Genomic DNA, 13,414 nt, shown 5'->3' on the forward strand with positions numbered 1-13,414 from the left:
CGCACTTCCCGAAAGGACCGTATGAGCACCAAGGCTGACGACCCAGGTGTGCTGTTCCCCTTCGGCGCCCCCGACCCCGAGGCCCCGGTCCGGGTCTTCTGCCTCCCGTACGCGGGCGGTGGCGCCGGTCTCTACCGCGCGTGGAGCGGCCGGAACGTCCCGGAGGCGGTGTTCGTACCCGTACAGCTCCCGGGACGCGAGAACAGGTTCCACGAGCCGCCGGAGCAGGATTTCGACGCGCTCGCCGAGCGCCTCGCCCGGGCCGTCGCTCCGTGGACGGGTGAGCGCTACGCCCTCTTCGGGCACAGCATGGGCGGTCTGCTCGCCCACGAACTCGCGCACCGCCTGTACGAGTTGACCGGGCACCACGCCGAACTGCTCGCCGTGTCGGCCTGCGCGGCGCCCGACCTGGAACGTCCCGCCTGGCGCATCCACGATCTGCCGAGGGACGAGTTCGTCAGGGAGATACGACGGCTCGGCGGCACCCCGCAGGAGGTGTTCGAGGACGAGGACCTCCTCGACCTCTGCCTCCCCCGCATCCGCGCCGACTTCTCGGTGCTGGCGAGCTACCGCCACCGCCCCCGGGCGCCGTTGCCCGTGCCGGTCACCGCCCTGTGCGGTACGCGCGATCCCCAGGTTCCCGTGTGGGCGGCGGACAAGTGGCGCGACCACACGGCGCGCGACTTCACCCTGCACCTCGTGGACGACGACCACTTCTTCGTGCACCGGCACGAGCGGGTCGTCCTGGAGCACATCACCGACGGGCTGCGCAACGTGCGCGTCTGACGACACCCCCGTACCGACGACGGAAAACGGATATGAGCAGACCCCTGGAAGAGCCGGAGCCGAGTTCCTCCTTCGTCGTTCTGAGGAACGGCGAGGACCAGTACGCGCTGTGGCCGGCTTTCGCGGAGATCCCCGGCGGATGGACGGTCGCACACGCGGAAGGCGACCGGCGGACCTGCCTGGAACACATCGAACAGCAATGGACCGACATGCGTCCGACGAGCTTGGCGAACACGATGAAGAGGGATGTGGCATGAGCAGGGCGACTGTGACGATGACCGAGGTCTACAACCACGCCTTGGCGGCTTCGGCGGTCAGCGCGGCATGGGAGGCCGGGATCTTCGACGCGCTGCGGGAGGCGGGCTCCTTGGACGCCGACGCCTTCGCCGCGCAGCGCGAGCTGGACGCGGGCTCGGTGCGTGAGCTGTTCCGGGCGCTGGCCGCCGCCGAAGTGGTCCGCCGGGAGGGCGGCACCGTGCTGCCGGGCCCGAACTTCGAGGAGGCGGACCACTCCAAGTCCCTGTTCCACTGGATGACCCGGGGCTGCGGCGAGTTGTTCAGCACGCTCCCGGACCTGATGCGCAACGAGAACAGGGCCGGCGCCTTCTACCGGCGGGACGCCGCGGCGATCAGCGTCGCCTGCCGCGAGATCAACGCCGAGTGGTGGGACCCGGTGTTCTGGCCGGTGGTGAGCGAACTCGACTTCACCTGCGTGGCCGACCTCGGCTGTGGCAGCGGTGAGAGGCTGATCAAGCTGGCCCAGGCCCGGCCGGGCGTGCGCGGCCTCGGCATCGACGCCGCCGAGGGGGCCATAGAGGTCGCCACCAAGGCGGTGGCGGAGGCCGGCCTCGCGGACCGCATCAGCATCACGCGGGGTGATGCCACCGCGCTCGAACCGCGCGCCGAGTACGCCGGAGTCGACCTGCTGACCTCGTTCATGATGGGCCACGACTTCTGGCCCCGCGCCGAGGCGGTCGCGTCGTTGCGGCGCATCCGGGAGGTGTTCCCCGACCTGAAGCACTTCCTGCTCGCGGACGCGACGCGGACGACGACGTACGCGGACACCGATATGCCCGTCTTCAGCATGGCGTTCGAGTTCGCCCACGCCGTGATGGGCGACTACCTGCCGACGCTGGAGGAGTGGGGACCCGTCTTCGAGGAGGCGGGCTGGCGCCTGGCGGGGCAGCACCCCATCTCCGTACCGGCGGAGAGCGTGATGTTCCACCTGGTGCCCGCCGTCTGACGCGCACCTGAGAAGGGCCGCCCCGCGGGATCTCCCCGGGGCAGCCCTTCTTGTGTGCGCTCCTCCGCGTTGCAGCGCCGCGCACCGTCGTGCGGGCGCATCAGCCCGCCACCGGCGCCCCCGCCGAACCACGGCCGACTCCCGCCCCGAAGGGGGACGTGCCGGCGACCGCACGCAGTGCAATCCGGTCCTGGTCGCCGCATTGTCCGGCGCGCGGATTTCCGCCGGGAAGTCAAACCGGCCGGAAGGGCGCGGTCGCGCGGCCGTGGCGGAGCAGGGCGGAACACAGCGCCCCGAGGCTCAGCAGGCACAGCACGGTCCGGACGGCGTTCACCGGCACCCACACCGACTTGAAGTCCTCGATCACCCCCGGGAGATCCTCGCCGGTGGCCGGGTTTCCGAGCGCCGCCAGCTCCGCGTTGAGCGGGAGGTTCACCGCGACGGTGATCACGAGCACCACCAGGTGGCAGACGGCCGCGACGACCAGCGGCATGGCGACCGCGAGCCGTCTCCTCCGAAGGCCATGACCGCGGAGGCGACCGTGAGGCCCAGCGTGGCGAGGAAGACCAGCCCGAACAGCGGGCTGCCGTCGATCACCGCGTTGAAGCGCTGCATGGCGGCCGCGTACGTGCGGTCGTCCAGCTCCGCGAGGCCCGGCATGACCGAGACGTCGTAGGCGAAGAACAGCCCGGCCATCAGACCCGTGCACAGGACACAGGCCACCAGGAGCGGCCCGGCGGCCCGGTCACGACCTGACGGCGGCAACGCCGACGGGCGGGCGGGCGGCGCCTCCGGTGCCGGGCCGGGAGGAGGGTAGTGGCTCACGTTGCCGTCCTGTCGATCGGGTGGGCTGTCCCGGCTGACGGACGGTACGCGGGCGAAAGCGCAGCATCCGTACTGCTCGAGCAACATCCCAGCAGGCGGAGGGGCATGCGGTCCATGCTTCACACGCTCGGACGCATACGCGGTCGTCACCGGGCGGGCTCCGGTGGCCACCCCGAAGATCCGCCACCGGGCCGCGCCCCGTTCCGTACCCCGCCTCCCCTCAGCTCACCGGACCGGAGTCCGACGGCCGGACACGCCTCAGGTTCCGAGGATCACCGTCCGCCCGTCCGAGCCGGTGGTCAGGGTCTCCTCGGACCGCTTGCCCCGGCGGAACTCCTGCGGGCTGACACCCCGTTCCCGCTTGAACGCGGCGCTCAGCGCGAACGGCCCCGAATAGCCCACCCGCCGGGCGATGTTGGCGACGGACAGGTCCGGGTCCCGCAGCAGTTCGGAGGCGAGCGTCAGCCGCCATCCGGTCAGGTAGGACATCGGCGGCTCGCCGACGAGTTCGGTGAAATCTCCGCGCGCGGGGCGGTACATGGCCGACCGGCTCGCATGCATACGTGAGCGTCTCGATTCGCGAGCGCAGGACGACGTAGGTCCGCACGATCCCGGCCCGGGGCGCTCGAGCACCGGAAGGGGCCGCCGCGAAGCGCCCTGCCGGAGGTTCAGCGGAGGAGGGCCACGCCCACGAGGACGAAGGCGGCGGCGACCCCACGAGTGTCACCCCGCTCCCGTCGCGCGCCTCCGGCGCCACGGAGAACGGGACGAGGGTGAACGAGGCGTCGTCCACCGCTTTCAGCCGCCCCTCGGCGCGGCCGTCGTACTGGCGGCCGGTCAGGACTGAGGCGGCAGCCATCGTGCTGCCTGTTCTCGGCCGACTCGGTCGGCGTCGACGTACCACTGCCGTCGCTGAGCGTCCCAGCGCGCACCGAGCAGCCGTTTGGCCTCGTCCTTCTCCGCGTACGGGACGTTCAAGTACAACCGTCTCCCGCCGGAGGCCGCGGCGGAAGCGTCCGGCTGACGGGACGACCGCGGATTCCAGGCGGGCCGTTCCTTGCGGGCCCGTTCGATCACGCGGCCCACGCGCTCACACGCGGAGGGGTCGGTGAGGCGCATCATGAGATCCGTCGGACCCGAGTTGGCCAGCAGATTGAGTGATCCGTGCCAGAGCACGGTGGCGTCCAGGATCAGCACCTTCTCGTGCATGCGCTCGCGGAACTCCACACGGCAGCCGGCACCTCGCAGTTGCTCGACCAGGCCACGGACGCGTTCCACCGCCGCGTCCGTGGTCTGCTCCTCCGGCGGGCGGGTGCGGACGGTCACCTCGACGCCCTCGGCCACGCGCTGTGCCAACTGGGTCGACCAGGTGCGGACCGGGCGGGGGTCGAGGAAGGGGCAGTAGACCTCGATGCTGCGTGTGGCCCGGTCGATGTCCCAGCTCACGGCCCTGGGCACCTCATCCGCGGGGAAGAAGGCCGGTCGGGCGAGTTCCTCCTCGGTCAGTGCGGCGAGTTGAGCGGCGTCGCGCACGGGGATGAGCTGGTCGACGGAGACGCACTGGGCGTGCGCCTGCAGGTGGTCGAGCATCCGGCGGGCCTCGCTCGTCACGGGCAGGTGCTCCCGCAGGTGCTCGACGTCCGCGATGACGACGAGGTGGTCCTGGGCCCGGCTGAGGGCGACGTTGAGCAGGCGGCAGGTGTGGGAGGACAGCCCGGTCCCTTGGTAGAAGTAGCCGGGTTGCCTGCCGGCTCCCGCCGTGGTGTCGACGATGACGATGGGCCGCTGGCTGCCCTGGAAGCGGTGCACCGTATCGACCAGGCCCTCGTACTCCTGGCCGAATCGGTAGCGGAGGCTGCTGTCGAGTGCCTGCACCTGTTTGCGGTAGGGGGCGATCACGGCGAGCCGGTCGGTGGCTCGTTCCCCGGCAGGCACGTCCTGCCACTTGCGTCCGGGCAGCACACCCTCGTACTGGAGCCCCCGGACGAGTTCGTGCACGGCGGCCTCGTGGACGGTGTTGGTCTGGTGATCGCGGCCCGGTATGCGCTGGGCGGAGGTGTCGATGAGGATGAGCGGCGCGTCGACGAGCCCGTTGAACGGGATGCGGGAGTCGTCGCCGCGGCCGGTCCTGAGGGGCGCGTCCGGGTACGCCACCGTGTTCACGAGGTCGCAGATGGCACCGCGCATGCGGTACTGGGTGTCGAGTGCGACGAGGCGGGCGTCCGGCACCACGGAACCACCCTGGCTGACGAGTCCGGCGGCGTGGAAGACGTCCCGGGCCGTCCACTGCCGCGCGTGCTCGCGGTCTTCCGGTGTGGCCTTGCGGTCGCCGTCGCCCTTCGTCACCGCGGGCAGCTGGCGGAAGTCGCCGGCGACCACGAGCCGCTTGCCCGCCAGACCGGCCACGTACCAGGCGGACGGCAGATCGACCATCCCGGCCTCGTCGACGACCACGACGTCGATCCGGTCGAGGAGTTTGCGGGTTTGCACCGCCTTGGTGACCGTGGCCCCGAGCACGCGGCACTTCGCACGCACGGTGTCGGCGATCTTCCGGCGCTGCTCCTCCAGCTCACCGATCTGCTGACGGAGGTGCTCGGCCTGCGAGACCAGGGCCGGGCGGGCCGGCAGAGTGGTGAGCCTCGGCCGCTGCGCCGCCAGTTCCTGCTCGATGGCCTCGACCTCCTTGCCGGCCAGGCGCGCCTGCTGTTCCGCGGCGGCCTGTGCCCCGACCGCGCGTTCGGCGGCGGCGCGGGCCTGGCGCAGGCGACCCTGCGCCTCGTCGAGCTTCGCCTGCTTGCGGCCCGCGAACATGCCGCCCGGCGTCCCGATCTTCCTGATGAGATCTTCTTCCGCTCGGACCACGCCGAGAGCGGCGTTCCGCGCGTCGACCTGTGCTGCCAGCTCCTGGCTCGCGCTGCTGCGGCTCTGCCGGGCCTTGGCGAGATCCGCACGGAGACCGTCCACCTTGTCGTGGAGGGCGATGCCCGCATGGGTTTCCCGCAGAGCCGTGGCGAGCTGGGTGAGGGATCGCTCGATGCGGGCGCCCAGGGCCGTGGCGATGCGTTCCGGATCCACCTTGTCGCCGTACTTGTCGCGCAGCGAGGCCACCGTGATCTCACCGGCGCGTTGCACAAGGCCTTCGTCGAACCCCTGCTCGGCCGACAGCAGTTCGCAGATACGCTCCAAGGCCTGATCCACGGCAACCTTGGTCGGGGCGAGGAAGAGGACCGAGTGGCCCTGGCGGTAGCACCCCTCGACGATGTGTCCGACCACGTCGGTCTTGCCCGTGCCGGGCGGTCCCCAGAGGAACAGTACGTCGCTGGCGAGGGCCTGCTCGACGGCCTGGCGCTGCCGTGGGTTGAGCTTGAGCGAGTTCCAGCCCGCGACCCACTGGGCGGTGGCGGCGCCGCTCCTGCCCAGGCGGGGGGCGCCCTGCCCCAGGGCCCACCCCGCGCTGGCCGGGCGGACGGGGTGGTTCGGCTGCCCCACGGATTCGAGGCGCTCCGCGAGCACCCGCCAGGCGGCCGCGTCGTCCTCCCGTATCTGCACGTGGGCCGGTGCCGCCCCGAGGTCCGCCTCGGTGACGACGCGCACTTTGCCCTCGGGCATGCGGGAGACCTCGGCCGGCGACCAAGGGCCGGTGGAACGGGAGGGGCGCACGAGCGCCGGCTTGCCGTCGAGCGCGTCCGACCATTTCCTGCAGTCGAACACGTACTCGTGCCTACCGTCGGCCCGAGCTGTTCTACGCCCCGCCGAAAGGGAGACCTTGGTGCCGTCCTTCCCGTCGCCGCGCAGCTCCGCGGCGACCTCCAGGCGCGCCGCGGTCACCAGATCCTTCACTGGATACGGCAGCGCCGTTCCCTCGCTCAACCCCGCCCCCGTCGGCTACGAGAAGACTTTCATCATGCCTGCGTCAGGAAGAGTGACTTTAAGCGTGCGGAACACCTGAACGAGCCTTTCCGGCCACGCGGGAGATTCAGCAAGAGAACCGGTCATTGCCGAATCGTGGTGGACCACGGCGCGCTGCCATGCAGCCTGGAACGAGTGCGCCAGGCTGCGCCACTCCTGCCGCGGGACATGGAGGAAGCAGCCCGCCTTCCCCGGGGGCACCAGACACCGTCCCCATGGTCAGGTCCAGGCTTCGGCGCTCACACGAGGGAAGCATTGATCCATATCAGCGTCGATCGTCTGGACGCCCCATTCAGGCGGCACCTCGCTCAGGAAGCGGATGACGTACTCCCCGCTTGCTTCGTTCCGGCCACCGGAAGCACGTACTCACCGGCGAGACGCGCCAAGTGCAGCGGGAGAGGCCGGGCGAGCGGCGGGTAGTCGTCGTGGTAACGCAGTTGGTGCGCGAGCGTCGCCCACTCCGCCGGCCGGTCGGGCGGGTCACCCGCACGCCCCGAGTCCGTCAGCGCCTTCTCCGACAGACAGCCGAGCACGGTGATCTCCAGTTGCCCGGGGTTCCACGCGGTCTTCCCGGGCACTGTCCGGCCCTGTGCCGTGGGCACCAGTTTCATGAGCCCCTTCGGCAGTTTCGCCACCGTGTGCGGCTTCGAGGCCGTACTCGCGAAGACACGGCCCTCCGAATCCGCCGTCCCCCACACACCCTCGGCGAAGCCGACCCCGTCCTCGGTGTCGTGGGCGTACCACTCCGCCACTTCACCCCGGGCGTTGGCGTCCCGTACGAGCAGCACCCGCAGGTCGTGGCCGTAGAGCGTGTGCCGCTGGGCGGGTTCGGCCCCGAAGCCGAGCATGTCGCGGTCCAGTGCACCGTTGCGCAGGCCAGGCCAGCGCTGAGCCTTTTCCAGCCTGACGGTGCTGGCCGCGTGTCGGACAGATCGGTGGAACGACGAAGCTCCTGGTGGACGGGTTCTCGACCAAGATCGCCCGCAGCCACCAGGAGCTTCGCGTGCTTGTCCACCCGTCGCCGATCGACCTGTCCAGTCGCACCCTGCGGTGCCTGACGGGACGACTCGCTGCCCGGCGAGGGGAGATCGGCACCCGATGGCGTCGGCTGACCGCCAACCGTGAGGATCTCCTCGCCCTGGCCCGTCCGCGATGCGGTGACACCTACGCCCAGCCCGCCGCCGGGTTCGGAATCGGCGTCGCGACCGTGTACCGCTACATCCGCTGCATACGCGAGGCCGTCGATGTGCCGGCCGCCCTCGCACCCACCCCGGCCGAGGCGATGGACACCGCCCGGACCAAGGCGTTCGTGATCCTGGACGGCACCCTGCCACCAATCGACCGGATCGCCGCCGACACCCCGTACCACTCGGGCAGACACAAACGTCACGGCATGAACGTCCAGGCCCTCACCGATCCCTTCGGGCGGTTGCTGTGGGCCTCACCGGCCCTGCCCGGACCGACCCACGACCTGACCGCCGCCCGCACCCACGGCATCGTCGACGCGCTCACCGACGCCGGCCTCAAGTGCTGGGCCGACAAGGCGTGTCAAGGTGCCGGTGGTTCCGTCCGAGTACCCTTCCGCGGTCGCCGCATCGAGCGGTGGCCGCGCCGGCGCAACAGCACACACGCCAAGATCCGGTGCCTCGGCGAGCAGACCATGGCCACGCTGAAAGGCTGGCGCCTCCTACGAAAGCTCCGCTGCAGCACCAACCGCATCACCGCGATCGTCCAGGCCGTCCTCGCCCTTCATCACGCCTCGGCATGAGGTTGGAAAAGGCTCAATGTGAACCTTGCCTGCCGCCCAAAGGGGAAGGCGCGTGGGACGCCATTCTCGCGCCGAGCGGACCCGCTGCCCCGTCTCGCGAAAATTCACGAATCCACCCGCTGAACGAACGGGCCAGTCCCCCGGCGGACTGCCAGGAGCCAGCACCGCTCCCAGAACCGCATTCCGTCCGTACCCACGACGTCGAATGTCAGGAAACGGCGAACCAGGCCGACAGGCGCTTGGCAATAGCCGGTACATCGATGTTGTCCTGCGCGACTTCCTCGACGAACGGGCCAGCCACGGAAACGGGTGGCGGGGCGGTACTGGCGCTGACGCCGTTGAACCGCAGGAAGACACGCATGGCAAGCCAGGCGGTGCGCTTGTTGCCGTCGATCAGCGCGTGATTGCGAGCGACGGAGTGCAGCAGTGCCGCCGCCTTCTCGTGCAGCGTGGGATACAGCTCGGCCCCGAACACGTTCGTTCGGGGCCGTTCGATCGCTGACACCAAAAGTCCCATGTCACGCACGGTGTGCTCGGTATCGTTGACCGTGCGAGCGATGGCCAGGACCTCGTCGATATGGATGTAGCGCACTTGGATCACTTCAGGTAGTCCAGGATCTCCGCATCGCTGTCCATCAGCTCGGCCAGGACGTCATCGACCTTCAGCTCGGCCCGGTGCTGGGCGTCACGGATGGCCTCGATGGCAAGTTCCTGCTTGCTGCGACCCTCCCGACGAGCCCGCTCGGTGAGCTTCGCGTCAAGGTCTTCGGGGAGTCGGAGTGTCATCGCCATACAGGAATGATACCGGACTGGTATCTGAGCGGCGAGGTGATACCAGCCGCCTTGCCCCGCGCCGACGGCCCCGGTCTGCGGCCCAGGGCCGGAGAGGTCCGAGGTTGAGGCTTCCGATATTCGAGCGTCATCCGAGCGTCAGAAATTCTGCATCGCGCATCGCCACGTCGCCGCGAGACCCACGCCGACCCCTGAACCTACAGCTCAGAGCGTTCTGCACAAGCGACCCTCAGTCGGCGCATTCCGCGAGCGAAAAGGACCGAGCTGACCCCCTGAAATGCGAAACGGCAGGTCAGCGGCCCTTCTCGGCAGGCTCAAGGATCGCGACACACTCGACATGATGCGTCATCGGAAACAGATCGAACGCCCGCAGCGTCCGCACCCGGTATCCGCCCTCCCGGAAGTAGGCCAGGTCGCGGGCCAGGGCGGCGGGGTCGCAGGCGACGTAGGCGATGCGGCGGGCGCCGAGGGTGGAGAGGTGGGCCACCGTCTGGCGGCCCGCGCCCGCCCTCGGGGGGTCGAGGACGATGAGGTCGACCTCCGTGATGCCGGTGCGCGGCAGGACCGACTCGACCTTGCCCTGCTCGACGCGGACCCGCGGGAAGTCGGCCAGGTTGTGCCGCGCGTCCTCCACCGCCCGCCTGCCGGACTCGATGCCGAGGACGGCGCCCTGCTCGCCGAGGCGGTCGGCGAGGGCGCCGGCGAACAGGCCGACGCCGCAGTAGAGGTCCAGGGCCATGTCGCCCTTGCGCGGCAGCAGGCCCTGCATCACCGCCGTGACCAGCGTGTCCGCCGCCTTCGGGTGGACCTGCCAGAAGCCGCCGCCACCGACCCGGTGCGTGCGGCCGTCCGCGCGTTCGCGGACGAAGGGGCGGCCGTGGACGCGGTGCACACCGCCGGACTTCTCGTCCACCCGCAGGACCGACACCGGCCGGTCCAGTTCCACCAGCGGCAGCCGGGCACCGGGGCGCGGGGTGAGGACCACCTGGCGGTCCTGCGAGCCGGTCGCCGCGATCGCCTCGACCGACTCCATGCCGGTCCAGTCCCGCTTCTCGATGCCCAGCTCGCTCACGCCCGCCGCGGCGATCATGCAGTGGTCGATGCGCTCGACCTCGTGCGAGCGGTGCCGGCGCAGTCCGGCGTGGCCCTCGGCGTCGACGGCGTACTGCACCCGGGTGCGCCACTGCGGGACCTGGCCGGCGGGCAGCTTGTCGCCCTCGGCCGGGACCACCGTGCCGTCCCAGCCGGCCTCCTCGGGGGTGAGGCCGGCCAGCCGCTGGAGCTGTTCGGCGATCACGTCGGCCTTGAGGCGGCGCTGGGCGCCCGGCTTGGCGTGCTGCCAGTCGCAGCCGCCGCAGCGGCCGGGGCCGGCGAAGGGGCAGGGCGCCTCGATGCGGTCCTTGGACGGCTCCAGGATCCGTACGGCGTCCGCGCGCAGGAAACGCGCGCCTTCCTCGCCCTCGGTGACCCGGGCCACCACCCGCTCGCCGGGCAGCGCGTGCCGGACGAACAGCACCTGCCCCTCGGCGGTACGGGCGATGCAGTGGCCGCCGTGGGCGACGGGGCCGATCTCGACCTCGTACTCCTCACCCACCAGAGACACCGGAGACTTGGTCGGTTCTGCCTGCATGGTGGGACGACTCCAGATCGAAGAGAGAAGACGAAGAGAGAGAGGGGAGGGACAGAGGGACGGGGCCGGCGGGCGCTCAGCCCACCAGTCTACGGCCTTCCCCGCCCGCCCCGATCCCGCCTCAGCCCTTGCCCGAAGACCCCGAAGACCCCGAAGACCCCGACGCCCCCGACAGCCCCGACGGCCCCGACGGCTCCTTGGTCCGTTCCACGGCCGGGCCGCGGCGGACGGCGCCCGGGGCGTTCCACTCCTGCCGCTTGCGGGCGCGGGCCCGGGCGACCTCGGAGGAGGCGAGCTGATAGGGGACGGAGGTGACCATCACGCCGGGCGTGAAGAGCAGGCGGCCCTTCAGGCGCAGGGCGCTCTGGTTGTGCAGCAGGTGCTCGTACCAGTGGCCGACCACGTACTCGGGGATGATCACGGAGATCGCGTCGCGCGGCGACTCCTTGCGCAGGCTCTTGACGTACTCGATCACCGGGCGGGTGATCTCCCGGTACGGCGAGTCCAGCACCTTCAGCGGGACGTCGATCCCGCGCCGTTCCCACTCCTCGCGCAGCGCCTTGGTCTCGGCCGGGTCGACGTTGACGGTCAGCGCCTCCAGGGTGTCCGAGCGCATCAGCTTGGCGTAGGCGAGGGCGCGCAGCGTGGGCCGGTGGATCTTGGAGATGAGGACGACGGAGTGGACGCGGGAGGGGCGGACCAGGTCGTCGCTCGGGCCCTCGGGCGCGGCGATCTCCTCGGCCACCCGGTCGTAGTGCTTCCGGATCGCGGTCATCGTCGCGTAGAAGATGCACATGCCGAGCAGGGCCACCCAGGCGCCGTGGGTGAACTTGGTGACCAGCACGACGACCAGCACCAGGCCGGTGAAGAAGGCGCCGAACGCGTTGATCGCGCGGGAGCGGACCATGTGGCTGCGCTTGGCGGGGTCCTTCTCGGCGGCGAGGTGCCGGTTCCAGTGCCGGACCATGCCGGTCTGGCTGAGCGTGAAGGACACGAACACGCCGACGATGTACAGCTGGATCAGCCGGGTGGAGTCGGCGCCGTAGATGAACACCAGCAGCATGGCCGCGCCGGCGAGCAGGACGATGCCGTTGGAGAAGGCGAGCCGGTCGCCGCGGGTGTGCAGCTGGCGCGGCAGGTAGCGGTCCTGGGCGAGGATCGAGCCGAGCAGCGGGAAGCCGTTGTAGGCCGTGTTGGCGGCCAGGAACAGCACCAGCGCGGTGGCGGCGGCGAGCAGGACGAACAGGAAGCTGCCCTTGCCGAAGACCGCCTCGGCGACCTGCGAGATGACCGGGTTCTGGACGTAGTCGGAGCCGACCGGGACTCCGTGGTGCAGCAGGTCGGTGGCCGGGGTCTCGGCCATGCGGACCTTGGTCGTCATCGCGAGGGCGATGATGCCGCAGAACATGGTGACGGCGAGCAGGCCCATCATCGCGAGCGTGGTGGCCGCGTTCTTCGACTTGGGCTTGCGGAAGGCCGGGACGCCGTTGGAGATCGCCTCGACGCCGGTGAGGGCCGCGCAGCCGGAGGAGAAGGCGCGCAGCAGCAGGAAGACCAGCGCGAAGCCGGCGAGGCCCTGGTGCTCGGCCTTGATGTGGTAGTCGGCCGTGGGGGCGCGCATGGTGTCGCCGAGGACCAGGCCCCGGAAGGCGCCCCAGAGGATCATGATGAAGACGCCGCCGACGAACACGTACGTCGGGATCGCGAAGAGTTTGCCGGACTCCTTCACGCCGCGCAGGTTCATCAGCGTCAGCAGCACGATGACGGCGGCGGCGCAGAGCACCTTGTGCTCGACCACGAAGGGGACCGCGGAGCCGAGGTTCTCGATGCCGGAGGAGATGGAGACGGCGACGGTCAGGACGTAGTCCACCAGCAGGGCGCTGGCCACGGTGAGGCCGGCCTGGGGGCCGAGGTTGGTGGTGGCGACCTCGTAGTCGCCGCCGCCGCTCGGGTAGGCGTGCACGTTCTGCCGGTAGGAGGCGACCACGGTGAACATCAGCACGACGACCGCGACGGCGATCCAGGGGCTGAAGTGGTACGCCGACACGCCCGCGATGGACAGGACCAGCAGGACCTCCCCCGGCGCGTAGGCGACGGAGGACAGCGGGTCGGAGGCGAAGACGGGGAGTGCGATGCGCTTCGGCAGGAGGGTCTCACCCAGCCGGTCACTGCGCAGTGCGCGCCCGATCAGAATCCGTTTGGGCACGTCGGTCAGTTTGGACACGAGAGAGGATCGTAAGCCTTCCCACTGGCACCCGCCCACCCGGCGTGCTGCATCTGCCTCACGAGGGAATGCGGCGGCACACGGAACTTCGGAATCCGTGGTGGTGGGTGCCCGCTGTGCCGGGGAGGCAAACGCCGTCTGCCGTCGTGCCCGGGGGGCCGGCCACCCGCGCCCGCGGTGCCGCGCGGGGCGCGGCCCGTGCCGTCCGGCCTCGGAATCCTGACCCGGTGCGGCGTG

12 protein-coding genes and 1 pseudogene are annotated in these 13,414 nt (G+C 70.6%); 4 read left to right on the forward strand and 9 right to left on the reverse strand.

The window, feature by feature from the left end; translation table 11 throughout:
• Positions 1-21: 21 nt before the first annotated feature.
• From AB0E62_RS22260 to AB0E62_RS22270, 3 genes are read left to right on the forward strand one after another with little or no spacing between them, the layout of a single operon-like run.
• Entirely contained in the window at positions 22-786 is a 765-nt protein-coding gene (locus AB0E62_RS22260; RefSeq protein ID WP_362196334.1) for an alpha/beta fold hydrolase, read from the forward strand.
• 32 nt (positions 787-818) lie between these two features.
• Positions 819-1,043: an MbtH family NRPS accessory protein gene (locus AB0E62_RS22265; protein WP_362196337.1), complete on the forward strand. Its 225-nt coding sequence runs from the start codon at positions 819-821 to the stop codon at positions 1,041-1,043.
• Positions 1,040-2,029, forward strand: coding sequence for a class I SAM-dependent methyltransferase (locus tag AB0E62_RS22270; RefSeq protein WP_362196340.1), 990 nt, complete (start codon positions 1,040-1,042; stop codon positions 2,027-2,029). The genes AB0E62_RS22265 and AB0E62_RS22270 overlap by 4 nt, the downstream gene beginning before the upstream one ends.
• Before the next feature lie 232 nt (positions 2,030-2,261).
• On the opposite strand, the gene AB0E62_RS22275 is transcribed toward AB0E62_RS22270, so the two are convergent.
• From AB0E62_RS22275 to AB0E62_RS22295, 5 genes and pseudogenes are all read right to left on the reverse strand, one after another.
• Positions 2,262-2,522, reverse strand: a complete 261-nt coding sequence (locus AB0E62_RS22275; RefSeq protein ID WP_362196343.1) for a DUF1772 domain-containing protein — start codon at positions 2,520-2,522, stop codon at positions 2,262-2,264.
• Entirely contained in the window at positions 2,477-2,854 is a 378-nt protein-coding gene (locus tag AB0E62_RS22280) for a hypothetical protein (protein WP_362196346.1), read from the reverse strand. Before AB0E62_RS22280 ends, AB0E62_RS22275 begins: the two co-directional genes overlap by 46 nt.
• A gap of 258 nt (positions 2,855-3,112) precedes the next feature.
• Positions 3,113-3,370: pseudogene (locus tag AB0E62_RS22285) on the reverse strand (helix-turn-helix transcriptional regulator); the annotation flags it as partial.
• 321 nt (positions 3,371-3,691) lie between these two features.
• Positions 3,692-6,724 (reverse strand): AAA domain-containing protein, encoded by a 3,033-nt coding sequence (locus AB0E62_RS22290; protein ID WP_362196349.1) that lies wholly within the window; start codon positions 6,722-6,724, stop codon positions 3,692-3,694.
• Positions 6,725-7,071: 347 nt separating this feature from the next.
• Positions 7,072-7,863: an RNaseH domain-containing protein gene (locus AB0E62_RS22295; RefSeq protein WP_362196695.1), complete on the reverse strand. Its 792-nt coding sequence runs from the start codon at positions 7,861-7,863 to the stop codon at positions 7,072-7,074.
• Between AB0E62_RS22295 and AB0E62_RS22300 the strand changes: the two genes are divergently transcribed.
• The gene (locus AB0E62_RS22300; RefSeq protein ID WP_362196352.1) at positions 7,767-8,531 is read left to right on the forward strand and encodes a transposase family protein; all 765 of its coding nucleotides are present in this window, start codon (positions 7,767-7,769) and stop codon (positions 8,529-8,531) included. The genes AB0E62_RS22295 and AB0E62_RS22300 overlap by 97 nt on opposite strands.
• Before the next feature lie 208 nt (positions 8,532-8,739).
• Here the strand turns inward: AB0E62_RS22300 and AB0E62_RS22305 are convergent, their stop codons facing one another.
• From AB0E62_RS22305 to AB0E62_RS22320, 4 genes are all read right to left on the reverse strand, one after another.
• A complete protein-coding gene (locus AB0E62_RS22305) occupies positions 8,740-9,132 on the reverse strand; it encodes a type II toxin-antitoxin system death-on-curing family toxin (RefSeq protein WP_362196355.1) in 393 nt (130 codons plus the stop codon).
• Positions 9,129-9,323: a ribbon-helix-helix protein, CopG family gene (locus tag AB0E62_RS22310; protein WP_030566796.1), complete on the reverse strand. Its 195-nt coding sequence runs from the start codon at positions 9,321-9,323 to the stop codon at positions 9,129-9,131. Before AB0E62_RS22310 ends, AB0E62_RS22305 begins: the two co-directional genes overlap by 4 nt.
• A gap of 292 nt (positions 9,324-9,615) precedes the next feature.
• Positions 9,616-10,953, reverse strand: a complete 1,338-nt coding sequence (locus tag AB0E62_RS22315) for a TRAM domain-containing protein (protein ID WP_362196358.1) — start codon at positions 10,951-10,953, stop codon at positions 9,616-9,618.
• Positions 10,954-11,074: 121 nt separating this feature from the next.
• Positions 11,075-13,177, reverse strand: coding sequence for an APC family permease (locus AB0E62_RS22320; protein ID WP_362196361.1), 2,103 nt, complete (start codon positions 13,175-13,177; stop codon positions 11,075-11,077).
• Positions 13,178-13,414 lie beyond the last annotated feature (237 nt).

The organism is Streptomyces sp. NPDC038707, assembly GCF_040636485.1.
GTDB lineage: Bacteria > Actinomycetota > Actinomycetes > Streptomycetales > Streptomycetaceae > Streptomyces.